This is a genomic window from Peribacillus alkalitolerans (genome assembly GCF_010882125.1).
Classification (GTDB): Bacteria; Bacillota; Bacilli; order Bacillales; family DSM-1321; genus Bacillus_BN; species Bacillus_BN alkalitolerans.
In genome coordinates, this window is record NZ_JAAGVZ010000014.1 from 1 (window position 1) to 12,039 (window position 12,039).

14 protein-coding genes and 11 tRNA genes are annotated in these 12,039 nt (G+C 39.0%); 1 reads left to right on the forward strand and 24 read right to left on the reverse strand.

The window, feature by feature from the left end; genetic code table 11:
* Positions 1-145: 145 nt before the first annotated feature.
* From G3O09_RS15595 to G3O09_RS15650, 12 genes are all read right to left on the reverse strand, one after another.
* A tRNA-Gly gene (locus G3O09_RS15595) sits at positions 146-219 on the reverse strand.
* Between the two features lie 25 nt (positions 220-244).
* Positions 245-321, reverse strand: a tRNA-Pro gene (locus G3O09_RS15600).
* 9 nt (positions 322-330) lie between these two features.
* Positions 331-407, reverse strand: a tRNA-Arg gene (locus G3O09_RS15605).
* A gap of 23 nt (positions 408-430) precedes the next feature.
* Positions 431-516: transfer RNA gene (locus G3O09_RS15610), tRNA-Leu, on the reverse strand.
* 20 nt (positions 517-536) lie between these two features.
* Positions 537-621 (reverse strand) — tRNA-Leu (locus G3O09_RS15615).
* A gap of 9 nt (positions 622-630) precedes the next feature.
* Positions 631-706 (reverse strand) — tRNA-Lys (locus G3O09_RS15620).
* A 3-nt stretch (positions 707-709) separates the two neighbouring features.
* Positions 710-784, reverse strand: a tRNA-Gln gene (locus G3O09_RS15625).
* 101 nt (positions 785-885) lie between these two features.
* Positions 886-961: transfer RNA gene (locus tag G3O09_RS15630), tRNA-Asp, on the reverse strand.
* A 52-nt stretch (positions 962-1,013) separates the two neighbouring features.
* A tRNA-Glu gene (locus G3O09_RS15635) sits at positions 1,014-1,085 on the reverse strand.
* Positions 1,086-1,094: 9 nt separating this feature from the next.
* Positions 1,095-1,185 (reverse strand) — tRNA-Ser (locus tag G3O09_RS15640).
* An 8-nt stretch (positions 1,186-1,193) separates the two neighbouring features.
* A tRNA-Asn gene (locus G3O09_RS15645) sits at positions 1,194-1,268 on the reverse strand.
* A 94-nt stretch (positions 1,269-1,362) separates the two neighbouring features.
* Entirely contained in the window at positions 1,363-1,842 is a 480-nt protein-coding gene (locus G3O09_RS15650) for a SprT family protein (RefSeq protein ID WP_163102423.1), read from the reverse strand.
* A gap of 77 nt (positions 1,843-1,919) precedes the next feature.
* On the opposite strand from G3O09_RS15650, the gene cmpA reads away from it, so the two are divergent.
* Positions 1,920-2,039 carry a cortex morphogenetic protein CmpA gene (gene cmpA / locus G3O09_RS15655; RefSeq protein WP_163102424.1) on the forward strand — a complete coding sequence of 40 codons (120 nt, stop codon included), beginning with the start codon at positions 1,920-1,922 and terminating at the stop codon, positions 2,037-2,039.
* A gap of 21 nt (positions 2,040-2,060) precedes the next feature.
* Here the strand turns inward: cmpA and G3O09_RS15660 are convergent, their stop codons facing one another.
* The 12 genes from G3O09_RS15660 to alr all read right to left on the reverse strand — a co-directional run bounded on the left by G3O09_RS15660 (position 2,061) and on the right by alr (position 11,707).
* Positions 2,061-4,238: a Tex family protein gene (locus G3O09_RS15660; RefSeq protein WP_163102425.1), complete on the reverse strand. Its 2,178-nt coding sequence runs from the start codon at positions 4,236-4,238 to the stop codon at positions 2,061-2,063.
* Between the two features lie 112 nt (positions 4,239-4,350).
* Positions 4,351-4,956: a PP2C family serine/threonine-protein phosphatase gene (locus tag G3O09_RS15665; RefSeq protein WP_163102426.1), complete on the reverse strand. Its 606-nt coding sequence runs from the start codon at positions 4,954-4,956 to the stop codon at positions 4,351-4,353.
* Complete coding sequence (gene sigB, locus G3O09_RS15670; RefSeq protein ID WP_163102427.1) at positions 4,953-5,741, reverse strand: RNA polymerase sigma factor SigB; 789 nt, start codon at positions 5,739-5,741, stop codon at positions 4,953-4,955. The genes G3O09_RS15665 and sigB overlap by 4 nt, the downstream gene beginning before the upstream one ends.
* Entirely contained in the window at positions 5,719-6,192 is a 474-nt protein-coding gene (gene rsbW / locus G3O09_RS15675) for an anti-sigma B factor RsbW (RefSeq protein WP_163102428.1), read from the reverse strand. The genes sigB and rsbW overlap by 23 nt, the downstream gene beginning before the upstream one ends.
* Entirely contained in the window at positions 6,189-6,521 is a 333-nt protein-coding gene (locus G3O09_RS15680) for an anti-sigma factor antagonist (RefSeq protein ID WP_163102429.1), read from the reverse strand. The genes rsbW and G3O09_RS15680 overlap by 4 nt, the downstream gene beginning before the upstream one ends.
* Positions 6,522-6,613: 92 nt before the next feature.
* On the reverse strand, positions 6,614-7,627 hold the full coding sequence (locus G3O09_RS15685) for a PP2C family protein-serine/threonine phosphatase (protein WP_163102430.1): 1,014 nt from the start codon (positions 7,625-7,627) through the stop codon (positions 6,614-6,616).
* An 11-nt stretch (positions 7,628-7,638) separates the two neighbouring features.
* Complete coding sequence (locus G3O09_RS15690) at positions 7,639-8,040, reverse strand: anti-sigma regulatory factor (protein ID WP_163102431.1); 402 nt, start codon at positions 8,038-8,040, stop codon at positions 7,639-7,641.
* Between the two features lie 4 nt (positions 8,041-8,044).
* On the reverse strand, positions 8,045-8,401 hold the full coding sequence (locus G3O09_RS15695) for an STAS domain-containing protein (RefSeq protein WP_163102526.1): 357 nt from the start codon (positions 8,399-8,401) through the stop codon (positions 8,045-8,047).
* Positions 8,401-9,240 (reverse strand): RsbT co-antagonist protein RsbRA, encoded by an 840-nt coding sequence (locus tag G3O09_RS15700; protein ID WP_163102432.1) that lies wholly within the window; start codon positions 9,238-9,240, stop codon positions 8,401-8,403. The genes G3O09_RS15695 and G3O09_RS15700 overlap by 1 nt, the downstream gene beginning before the upstream one ends.
* Positions 9,241-9,716: 476 nt before the next feature.
* Positions 9,717-10,067 (reverse strand): type II toxin-antitoxin system PemK/MazF family toxin, encoded by a 351-nt coding sequence (locus tag G3O09_RS15705; RefSeq protein WP_108671721.1) that lies wholly within the window; start codon positions 10,065-10,067, stop codon positions 9,717-9,719.
* A 4-nt stretch (positions 10,068-10,071) separates the two neighbouring features.
* The gene (locus G3O09_RS15710; protein ID WP_108671737.1) at positions 10,072-10,353 is read right to left on the reverse strand and encodes a CopG family ribbon-helix-helix protein; all 282 of its coding nucleotides are present in this window, start codon (positions 10,351-10,353) and stop codon (positions 10,072-10,074) included.
* Between the two features lie 205 nt (positions 10,354-10,558).
* Complete coding sequence (alr, locus tag G3O09_RS15715; RefSeq protein WP_163102527.1) at positions 10,559-11,707, reverse strand: alanine racemase; 1,149 nt, start codon at positions 11,705-11,707, stop codon at positions 10,559-10,561.
* Positions 11,708-12,039 lie beyond the last annotated feature (332 nt).

Below are 12,039 nucleotides of genomic sequence, written 5' to 3' on the forward strand. Positions count from 1 at the left end.
TATTAGGCACGCCGCCAGCGTTCGTCCTGAGCCAGGATCAAACTCTCCAAAAAGTGTTTGACTTGCTCATAAAATGTCTTATTTAAAAGACTTAAAATTAAACGTTGACGTATTGTTTTGTTTAGTTTTCAAAGAGCAATGAAAATGGAGCGGGTGATGAGAATCGAACTCACGACATCAGCTTGGAAGGCTGAGGTTTTACCATTAAACTACACCCGCAAATTAAATTATTGAAAATTCTCACTGGTCGGGAAGACAGGATTCGAACCTGCGACCCCTTGGTCCCAAACCAAGTGCTCTACCAAGCTGAGCTACTCCCCGTAATAAATATGGCGCGCCCGAAAGGAGTCGAACCCATAACCTTCTGATCCGTAGTCAGACGCTCTATCCAATTGAGCTACGGGCGCATATTATATAGAAGAAATGAATATGGTGCGGCCGAGAGGACTTGAACCTCCACGGGGTCGCCCCCACTAGGCCCTCAACCTAGCGCGTCTGCCGTTCCGCCACGACCGCGAAATAACATAAATAATAAGTGGTGCGGATGAAGGGACTTGAACCCCCACGCCGTAAGGCGCCAGATCCTAAGTCTGGTGCGTCTGCCAATTCCGCCACATCCGCGAAACAAAATGGTGAGCCATGGAGGACTCGAACCTCCGACCCTCTGATTAAAAGTCAGATGCTCTACCAACTGAGCTAATGGCTCTAATGGCTGGGGTAGCTGGATTCGAACCAACGCATGTAGCAGTCAAAGTGCTATGCCTTACCGCTTGGCTATACCCCAATGATGTTTACTTTTTTAAGAAGCAACTTTTATATCTTACCACACTATAAAAGTGTTTGCAACTATTATTTTTTTATTCTTTTTCGTTTAAAAAAATAATATGGCGGTCCCGACGGGAATCGAACCCGCGATCTCCTGCGTGACAGGCAGGCATGTTAACCGCTACACCACGGAACCAATAAGGTGAAAGAATGGGAGGCGATTAGATCGCTTCCCATTCATATAAAGATGACCCGTACGGGATTCGAACCCGTGTTACCGCCGTGAAAGGGCGGTGTCTTAACCGCTTGACCAACGGGCCATAATGTTATGGCGGAGAAGGAGGGATTTGAACCCTCGCGCCGCTTACGCGACCTACACCCTTAGCAGGGGCGCCTCTTCAGCCTCTTGAGTACTTCCCCAAAATAAATGGCTCCGCAGGTAGGATTCGAACCTACGACCGCTCGGTTAACAGCCGAGTGCTCTACCACTGAGCTACTGCGGAACAATATGAAGCTGAAAATTCATTCGACTACCTTGTCGACTCTTTAAATTATAGTTAGATTTCATCCCAAAGTCAATATTAAAATAATATTTTTTTAGGTTGAACTATCTGTAGTCTTCACCAGTTTTAGACGACCTTTGCACTTTCCGCAAACATATCTATCTATATTCACCCTTTTCTTTCTTCTATACTTTTGAGTGCAACCGGTGCACTCGTAAATATATAACTTTTTAGAAGTAATATTTTCTCTAAAATAATGTTTAAGTGGTGTGCAAAATCGTGGTGCACCTACTTTTTTCATTAACTCTTTGAAGTCCTGGTCTTTATGTTGGTACCCTCTTCCTTCTATATGTAAGTGATAATGGCACAGTTCATGCTTAATAATTCCGATAATCTCTTCTACCCCATATTCCTTTAGATATCTTTCATTTATCTCTATATTATGTGATTGCAGCAGATATCTTCCACCTGTAGTCTTTAAGCGGGCGTTGAAATAAACAGAGTGTAAAAAGGGTTTATGAAAAAGCGATATAGAAATTTCTTCAGTCATTCTTTGTAATTGTTGATTATTCATAAAAATTCTCCTTTAACCATGACAACCTATTATATCATACACTGCAGTATCACTAGCTTAGGATAGGAGGCAACATTATGCCCAAATGGTTGCAAAGTCAAATCCGCAGAGCTTTCCTTGAAAAAGATCGATATCAAATCAAATTGCTAAATCAATGCTGGTATTACTATAGAAAAACAAACACCTTCAAGCAATAGCGCTAGAAGGTGTTTATTCTTTTATTTATTAGGGGATAGCATTGTTAACGATACACGCTGTTTAACCATGTCGACGGAATCAACCCAAACTGTCACGACATCTCCCAAAGCCACGACATCCAATGGATGTTTGACAAACCTATTGCTTAACTTGGATAAATGGACAAGTCCGTCTTGTTTAACTCCAATATCAACAAAAGCCCCGAAGTCGACGACATTTCGTACTGTTCCTTGAAGCTCCATCCCAGGAGATAAGTCTTCCATTTTTAGAATATCAGATTTCAATAATGGTTTAGGTAACTCGTCCCTTGGATCACGTCCCGGCTTAACTAATGCATCAATAATATCCTTAAGTGTAAGGGTCCCGATTCCAAATTCGCTTGAAACCTCTTCTAGCGAAACATTATTCAACGCCTCTTTCAAACCTTCAGATCCTATTTCAGATACTTTAAATCCAAGTTTTTTCAACAGTTTTTTAACTGTATCATAGTTTTCAGGATGGATACTTGTCCGATCCAAAGGTTGCTCCCCATCTATAATTCTTAAAAATCCGATACACTGCTCATACGTTTTTGCCCCTAGGCGAGGTATTTTCTTTAATTGTGATCGGGTAATGAATTTACCTTCTTCTTCTCTTTTATTTATTATGTTTTGAGCAACCGATTTTGAAAGACCCGCTACATTTTGCAACAAGGAAGCTGAAGCTGTATTCACATTTACTCCAACTTGGTTTACGGCTGTCTCAACTATAAAAGTAAGTGAATCAGACAATTTTTTCTGGGATACATCATGTTGATATTGACCTACACCGACAGATTTAGGATCTATTTTCACAAGTTCAGCAAGTGGATCTTGTAGCCGTCTTGCAATGGATACTGCACTTCTTTCTTCTACTTGGAAGTTAGGAAACTCCTCACGAGCCAATTCGGATGCAGAATATACACTCGCACCAGCTTCGTTGACAATTGTGTAGTAAATCTTATCATTCTGTTCCTTAATCACTTCTGCAATAAATTGTTCAGTTTCCCTTGATGCAGTTCCATTTCCAATGGCCATAACCTGGATATTATATTTATGAATGAGTTCTTTTACTTTCTCCTTAGCAGCACCTTTTTTGGAAACTGGAGGATGAGGATATATAACTCCTATGTCCAACACTTTTCCTGTCTCATCTACTACCGCCAATTTACAACCTGTCCTGTAGGCTGGGTCAACCCCTAACACAATTCTACCTTTTAAAGGAGGTTGCAATAATAGATTTCGTAAGTTTTCGGAAAAGATGTGAATGGCTCGATCTTCTGCTTTTTCCGTCAACTCCCTACGAATTTCCCTTTCAATGGAGGGTTGAATAAGTCTTTTATAAGAATCTTCAATAGCTTGCTTAATATAAAGCACACTGATGGAATGTTGATTTTTAATAATGGATCTTTCTATGTATGCTACAATCCTATCGGGATCTGCCTTTAAAGAAACTTTTACAATCCCTTCATTTTCTCCTCTGTTTAAAGCCAGGACTCGGTGAGGAACTATTTTTTGAATAGGTTCTTCATACTCATAGTAGTTTTCAAAAACTCGTTTCTCATCTTTTTCTAAATCTTTTACAGTTGATTGAATCATTCCCGATGAAAATGTATGTGTTCTGATCCACTGTCTAATAGCAGCCTCATCAGAAACCACTTCCGCAATAATATCTTTTGCTCCATCAATGGCTTCTTGGGGTGTATTGACGCCTAGTTCATCCGATAGATAAGCTTCTGCTTCTTTTAAGACATCCCCTTGCCCAGGAAAAGAAAGCAACCAATTGGCAAACGGCTCCAAACCTTTTTCCTTTGCCACCGTCGCTTTTGTTCGCTTCTTTTGTTTATAAGGACGATAAAGGTCTTCTACCATTTGAAGCTTCTCAGCTTTCACAATGTTTTTTTGTAGTTCAGGAGTAAGCTTCCCTTGTTCTTCAATACTTCGAAGGACTTCCTCTTTCCGCTTCTCCAAATTCTCAAGATATGTCCAACGTTCAATAATGTCCCGAATTTGCACTTCATCAAGGGAACCTGTCATTTCCTTCCGATACCTCGCTATGAACGGAACCGTATTTCCTTCCCCCACTAGTGAGATTACTTGTTGAACCTGCTTTTTTTGCAGTTTCAATTCCTTGGAAACTAGATCAATCAAGTCAATGGTTTGTTCGAATAATGTAGTCAACTAAACTCCCCCATCATTTTTAGTATTGTTTTCATTTTATCAAATGAATTTGCTCAGAGGAAATTTGGATGGCCGAATTTCCGAAACATAAAAAGGAAGCTTACATCAACATTCATTGTAAGCTTCCTAATATAAACGTCATATCATCAGATTGTACGGTATTGGATTCCAGTATAGAATCAGCGATGCACTCAAGCGGCGAATGGGAGTTCAGAAATGTTTTAATTTCCCTTAATACTAGTCCATCGGAAAACAATATGAATCTTGAACCTTCCTCATATTCAAATGTTTGAATATACATCTTCACTTTTCTTCCAGACAAATATCCTGTTACAGGTAAGGGATATAACATCTTTCCTTTCCTATGATTGTAGAGAAAGAACTTAATATTACCGACTGAAATGTATTCAAAAGTCTTGGTTTTAAAATACATTTTAATAATCGATACCGCCGCTCCTCGCTTATTGACCATCTCTTTATTGCACTTTTCCATTAAATGTACGAGCGGTTCCGAATGATGCTGTTTCACAGCATCTATGACTGCAGCAGAAGACTCATTAGCATATCTTCCACTTCCAAGTCCATCAGCAAGGACACAAATGAAATATTCATCAGTAGCTGTGTAGAAAAAAGAATCCCCACAGTAAGGATCACCTTTTTTCGAGGTTTGTCTTACTAAAACCTCAACATTTGAATTTGCGAGATTCTCTTGAATCATCGACTAATCTCCGAGTTTTCAGCTTGAATGGCTTCCTGTAGCTTTTTAATTGCTCTTCGTTGTAATCTAGAAACATGCATTTGCGAAATCCCCAGTTTTTCTCCAGCTTCTTTCTGACTTAAATTCTCTAAATATGTGTAGTGGATGATGCTTCTTTCACGATCTGACAGAACGTGAAGGACTTTTTCAAGAACAAGGCGCTGATTTACCTTTTCGAATCCTTGATCTATGTTCCCGAAGATATCTAATAATGTAACAGTGCCTCCATCAGAATCCGCTTCTATGGAATGATCCATGGATAAAGCTTGATAACTTTTGCCCATTTCCATTGCTTCTAGCACTTCTTCTTCTGATACCTGTAAAAAATCAGCTATCTCATCAATCCTCGGAGATCGTTGTAGCTCTGTCGTTAAATCTTCTACAGTCGTTTTTATTTTTGGGCCAAGTTCTTTTATTCGCCTAGGCACATGAACACTCCAGGTTTTGTCCCTTAGGAACCTCTTGATTTCCCCAATAATTGTAGGTACGGCAAATGCCTCAAAGCTTTTACCGAAAGATTCGTCGTACCTACGAATAGCTCCTAATAGACCAATCATCCCTACTTGAGCGATATCTTCCTGAAAGGATCTTCCTCTGGAATATTTCCTCGCAATAGTTTCAACCAAATTTTTATAATGGAGAACTAGCTGATCTTGAGCCTCTTCATCCTCGTGAAGCTGATAGGCTTTAATCCACTCGTTCACCTTTTCTTTCATGGCTTGATTAGGTTGAGATTGTTTCTGCATCACTCTCCACCTGCTCTCCTTCGACATACTTAGTCATAAATACTGTAACCCCATTATTTTCATGGATTTTCACTTCATCCATCAGGGTTTCAATGAGGTATAGGCCTAAACCTCCTTCTCTTATGAGTTCAACATTTTGATCCTGAGCATAGGGACCTAGGCCTTGTCGTACTTCATCAAAGTTACAGCTATGACCGTTATCTCCAACCATTACTTCTAACTTATCTTCAAATAGGCCGAATCCGATTTTCACCTCACCAGAGTCGCCTTCTTTATATGCGTGTTGCACAGCATTTGTCACTGCTTCGCTTGTTGCAATTTTCAAATCCTCAATTGAGTCATAGGAAAATCCCATTCGACTAGCGATTCCAGAAAGCGTAAGTCGGATTACACCAACAAACTCTGGCTTGGCAGGTATTGTCATTTCAATGTAATCATACGCTCGACTCATGATTGTTCACCCTCTGCGTCACTTTTAATATTGATAATATCCCCTAGACCTGTTATATCAAACAACCTTTTAAGACGATCACTTAACCCTTCAATAGCAAAATCCCCATTATATGCACGGACATTCTTGAATAGCCCAACAAATACTCCCAAACCAGTACTATCCATATACGTTACTTCTGATAGATTGACAGTCATTTTTACTTTCTCTTGTTCAGAAAGCGGAAATAAAGACTCTCTTAACTTTGGGGCAGTGTATGCATCTATTTCACCTTTTACCTTCACTTCTACCTTTGCATCTACATCTTTAACATCAATTGTGATATTCATCTTTGACCCACCTCATTTACCTACTCAAATTGCTTTCTATATATACCCTTCTTTCTAACACTTAAACATACAATTAAAAAATAAACCCGTATTTATTTTGTTCTCTTCAATACAATCAATGTAAAGTCATCTCTCAGCTGAAAATCTTGAAGCTTCTCGAGTTGCTTAAATAGACTAACGACAATCGCTTGTGGATGAAGGTGGATATTCTTATTTATGTAGTCCACTAAATATTCCCTTTCTATAAACCCTTCTTCTGTTCGGCATTCTGTTACACCATCAGAAAGCAGGATAATCATATCGCCCACTTCGACTCGCCGTTCGTACTGTTGATATTTTGTCCGCTTATCAACACCAAGGAGCAACCCTTTCGCTGATAGTTCCTCAAAAGAACCATCAGCAGCGTGGTAATAAAACCCTGGCTCATGACCTGCGGACGAATATGAGAATATATGATCATAAGGGTTATATAGTCCATAGAACATCGTAATGAACATGCTTGGATCAACGTTCTGTTCAACTACTCGATTCAAATTTTCTAAAACTAGAGCTGGTGCAAGTCTATTCTCTGGCAAACTATCCATCGCGTACTTAATCATAGACATACATAGAGCAGCAGGTATCCCTTTCCCTATTACATCAGCTATAGAAACTCCAATGAAATCATTTTCATCCTGAACAAAATAATAATAGTCACCATTCATGCTTTTCGCAGGAACACTAATGGCTCCAATATCCAAACCTTCTACATCAGGAATTTTTGTCTCTAACAAAGTACTTTGAACATTTGCCGCAATTTCAATTTCAGATTTTAATTCCTGTTGCTGATGTCGAAGACTTTGATGTTCTCGATAAGCAATCCCATATCCCATCATTACCTCCAACAAGAAATCCAAAGAATGAAGAACCTTTTCAGAAGTTTCAGGAAGGATGTCTAAAAGGATACTTTTATGCCAACTTATGATTTCCTCAGGAGATATCTTCTGTTCCAAAGTTGTACGGCTAAGTTTTTGACCTTGATATAAGCCTTGTTCAGTTTGATTTTTTATATAATTTGAGAGAGCTTCACGATACTTGTATTCCATAGTCTCTCTATCTTGGTCCATGTAACTTCCCCCTAGCGGAGCCATTTTGTAGCGCGAATATCAGTTCCTACCCCAGGAGTGGAATCGATAGAAAATTCATCCATCAATCGTTTTACACCAGGCAAACCGGCTCCAAGGCCACCCGAAGTTGTATACCCATCCTCCATCACCTTACGAATATCCTGTATTCCTGGTCCTTCATCAGTTGCAAGGATTTTCATCCCAGCCTTCCCGTTGTTATAAACCTTTTCTATACAAACTTTCCCTTGGCCAGCATATAAGTAAATATTCCTTGCCAGTTCACTAATCGCTGTGGTAACCCTTGCTTGGTCAACCGTTCCAAATCCTAACTCTTTTGCCACGTTGCGGCCTAATTGCCTTGCGGCTACGATATCCCATTCATTAATAATCTTTACGCAGGATTGAAGCTCCATACACTCAATCCCCCAGTTCCCGTTGTAATTTCTCCAGGCCTTTTTCCAAGTCCAAGGCTGTAAATACATCTTCAAGACCAATTCCAAGTTCAATCAAGGTAATAGCTACAGCAGGCTGGATACCTGTAATTACAACTTCAGCTCCCATTAACTTGGACATGTTAACGACATCACCTAAAACTTTAGCAATGAAGGAATCAATAAAATCGATCGAAGTAAAATCGATAACCACTCCATTAGCACTTGTTTCATGTATTTTGCGAAGTAAATCTTCTTGAAATTGCAATGCTGTTCGATCATCCAATTCCCATTGAATCGAGACTAGCAAGTAATTATGAAGCTTCAGAATGGGGATTCGCATCATGATCCCCCCACTTCATCGACACTGATAATTTTACGATTGGTGATTTCCAAAGCGGCTTCGATTCCTTTTTTCAATGAATTCTTTGTAATAATTTCATTTAAGTTAATCCCCAAGTTTACGATTGTCTGGGCTATTTCCGGACGAATACCGCAAAGCATGCATTTTGCACCAATTAAACGAACCGCCTCAGCAGCTTGAATGATATGATGAGCCACCATTGTATCTACTACAGGTACCCCAGTAATATCAATTAAAACAACCTCTGAACGATGCTTCACTGCTCCATTCAATAAGTTCTCCATGATTTGTTTTGCTCTTTCAGTATCGATTGTACCTACCAACGGCATTACAGTTATCCCTTCTAAGACAGGAATAAGAGGGGCAGACAATTCTTGAAGAGCAATCTTTTGAAGAGAAACCGTTCTCTCCCAGGTTTGAGAATACATGTTTACAATCTCGTTAGTCATTGGAGTTGCCCATTTATCAAAGTCGTACACAATCTCCATTTGATTTTCCGAAGTAATGATGCCTTCTTCACTCATTCCTTCAAAGACAATCAGGTTAAATTCTCTTAATCCCGCAGTCACAAAAGTTAGTGGCCACCCTAGACGTACAACTTTCTCCGCAAAATCAATTAATTTATTTTGAAATTCTTTATTATTTTCATTAAAGTTTGAGAGCACCATGTCAATGAATTCACTACTTGTCCGTGCGAACATTTGGTCAGAAACAACCTTGATCAACCTTTCGTCCGCATTTGTTTTCATCCGATCCATCCAGCCGTTTAAAATACTACCCCTATTATTTGTTATATAGTCGTATACAAGCTCGTGCATAGTATCCTCCATTTCAAAACCCTATAATTATATTGAATGACTGAGTCACAAATATGTTTTATTCTAACCGAAACGATTATTTATACCCTTTACGAAACTCCGTAAACCTATTTTCAAGAAAAATTTCAAAAAGATTTAATAGAAGATTTTAAAAGAGAAAAACCCTTTATTTAGCAAAGAGTACTTCACCTTAAATATATCGTTTGGGGATAAGTACCGTCAAAACAAAAGGTTGAATTGTCTAAATAATCAAATGTTAATGAAATACCTTTTTTAAAAGACTCTGTTAAACTCGCCTGTTGATTTCCGTTACAGACGCTTGCTTTCCGGGGGGCGTTCGCCGATCCTGTAACGCTAATCCCCCAGGAGTCAAGCGTCTTCCACTTCAATCAACATATAGCTTAAAATCAACGATGGACTTTAACACAGCCTTTTTAAAAAACGAAAACGCCCTTACATAAGTAAGGGCGTCTATATTAAAACTCTTTTAATCCCAAGCTGATTTGCAAAGCCTCATCGACTTTTTTCATAATCACGTCATCTAGATGGGTAATCATATCTGTTAAGCGTTTCTTATCAATGGTACGTATTTGCTCAAGTAGAATAACCGAATCACGTTCAAAACCGTAACGCTTCGCATTAATCTCTACATGAGTAGGAAGCTTTGCTTTTTGAATTTGGGCTGTGATCGCTGCTACAATTACCGTAGGACTAAAGCGATTACCAATATCATTTTGTATAATCAGCACTGGGCGGGTCCCACCTTGCTCTGAACCTACCACAGGGGACAAATCTGCAAAGTATACGTCACCACGCTTAAAGCCCAAATCGTCATCCTCCACTTACTAGACGTTCTACGCAATGCTCGGCTTCGTATTCTGCTAGGAATGCTTCTGATGCAATTGTCAAATTAATAGCAGCCATCTCTAAATATCCGCGTTTCATTTGATCACGAAATTTTCTCTTTTTTCTTTCGTTTAAATACATCATTGTGGCACGGTAAATAAGCTCACTGCGATTGCCGTTTTCTTCTTCTGCGTATCCATCTAACTCTGTCAATAGATTTTGAGGTAATTGAATTAATATCTCTCTCGTTGCGCTGGATTCAGACACAAGCATACACCTCCACCATCACTACACACCTTTACTATCTCTCATAACATATTACCATTTTTACGCTTAAATGCAAAGAGTATATTGGATTTCCATAATATTATCGTCCAATTTCCATTTCCTTTATGCATAAAAGGTATAAGGTTCTAATGTTTTTCGAATAAATTATGAAAAATTGCTGTGTTACACCGTTTTATTTTATTAATTACAGGAGTGAATTATGAATACATTTTACATTTTTGTTTCGGATATATTTCCTCGGAACTCTACTTGAGATCATACATACCACTTCATAATTAATTGTTTCTAGCTTATGGGCAACCTCATTGACTGATATCATTTGATTTCCATTCTGTCCAATCAATGTGACGGTTTCCCCAATCTTATATCTTTTCGGTAGTTTCACCATACACTGATCCATACAAATCCTGCCAACCAATGGTACTCTTTCTCCCTCAATCAACACTTCCATCCCTTGAAGTTTACGTAACCATCCATCCGCGTAACCAATTGGCAATGTGCCGATCCACTCATCTTCTTTAGATGTATAAGTTGCCCCATAACTTACACTTTCACCAGCATTGAGTTTCTTTACATGAACTAACTTTGTTTTGAGGCTGAATGCTTCTTTTAATGGTATTGGCAACAAATGCTCCATTTCTAAGGAAGGAGTAAGACCGTACATAGAAATCCCAACCCGAATAGCAGAGAAATTAGTTTTATCAAATCGAAGACTAGAAGCACTGTTGCTAGCATGAACGATTTCTGGACGAACCTTTACCCAAGAAAGCATATCCTGGAAGGTAGAAAATTGCTTCTCGTAATACGTAACATCGAGTTCATCCGATGTAGCAAAATGAGTATATATTCCCTCCAGACCAAATTGAGGGTTCCCATCTAAAAACTCTTCAATTCGGGCTATTTCGTGACGCTCTTTGATCCCTAGTCGTCCCATACCCGAATCAAATTTTATATGAATGGTTAATGTTTGATCTTCTTTTAGACATTTTTCCGCTTCAATTAACCAAGTTGCAGCAAAAACAGTAACAGTTATTCCCCAATAAGCCGCCACAGAGGAATCATTTGGCCGTATCGCCCCAAGGACCAGAATCGGCGCCTCAATTCCTTTTTTCCTTAATGCGATTGCTTCATCCAGGAAAGCTACCGCCAAGTAATCCACTCCAGCCTCTAACGCTGTTTCAGCAACCTGCCAATCTCCGTGTCCATAGCCATTCGCTTTTACAGCGGCAAACATTTTGACGCCCTTTGGCAATCTATCCTTCATAACTCTGATATTCTCATAAATATAATCCAAGTTTATTTCAGCCCAAGTATCGCGGTAATACGCTTCCATAGCCACTAAACCCTTCCTTCTATCGGTACATGAATCGAAAGACAATCGTTTTTAAAAATTATCACCTCTTATTTTAAAAGTGTCAAACCATATAGTGAACATTTAAAACAAACTTATACTTTATAAGATAATTAGAATCAAAAAACCATAATGATCGAATGATGAAAAGGAAGTAATGTTAAAGCGAAATAAACTTAATAAGGGGAGTTGGGACAATACTAGTTTTGTAAAAAGCAAGCAATAGTGAGGGGATATTACTATAAGAAGATACCTAATACATAATTATACTCTGCGTTCCCTTTCCCCAGAAAAAAGCAGGCCATTGTTAAAAC

What these genes read in the sequence shown, in the direction of transcription:
- G3O09_RS15650 (WP_163102423.1), bottom strand. Translation starts at nt 1,842, where the DNA reads ATGAATAATCAACAATTACAAAGAATGACTGAAGAAATTTCTATATCG.
- cmpA (WP_163102424.1), top strand. Translation starts at nt 1,920, where the DNA reads ATGCCCAAATGGTTGCAAAGTCAAATCCGCAGAGCTTTCCTTGAAAAA.
- G3O09_RS15665 (WP_163102426.1), bottom strand. Translation starts at nt 4,956, where the DNA reads ATGATTCAAGAGAATCTCGCAAATTCAAATGTTGAGGTTTTAGTAAGA.
- sigB (WP_163102427.1), bottom strand. Translation starts at nt 5,741, where the DNA reads ATGCAGAAACAATCTCAACCTAATCAAGCCATGAAAGAAAAGGTGAAC.
- rsbW (WP_163102428.1), bottom strand. Translation starts at nt 6,192, where the DNA reads ATGAGTCGAGCGTATGATTACATTGAAATGACAATACCTGCCAAGCCA.
- G3O09_RS15680 (WP_163102429.1), bottom strand. Translation starts at nt 6,521, where the DNA reads ATGAATATCACAATTGATGTTAAAGATGTAGATGCAAAGGTAGAAGTG.
- G3O09_RS15685 (WP_163102430.1), bottom strand. Translation starts at nt 7,627, where the DNA reads ATGGACCAAGATAGAGAGACTATGGAATACAAGTATCGTGAAGCTCTC.
- G3O09_RS15690 (WP_163102431.1), bottom strand. Translation starts at nt 8,040, where the DNA reads ATGGAGCTTCAATCCTGCGTAAAGATTATTAATGAATGGGATATCGTA.
- G3O09_RS15695 (WP_163102526.1), bottom strand. Translation starts at nt 8,401, where the DNA reads ATGCGAATCCCCATTCTGAAGCTTCATAATTACTTGCTAGTCTCGATT.
- G3O09_RS15700 (WP_163102432.1), bottom strand. Translation starts at nt 9,240, where the DNA reads ATGCACGAGCTTGTATACGACTATATAACAAATAATAGGGGTAGTATT.
- alr (WP_163102527.1), bottom strand. Translation starts at nt 11,707, where the DNA reads ATGGAAGCGTATTACCGCGATACTTGGGCTGAAATAAACTTGGATTAT.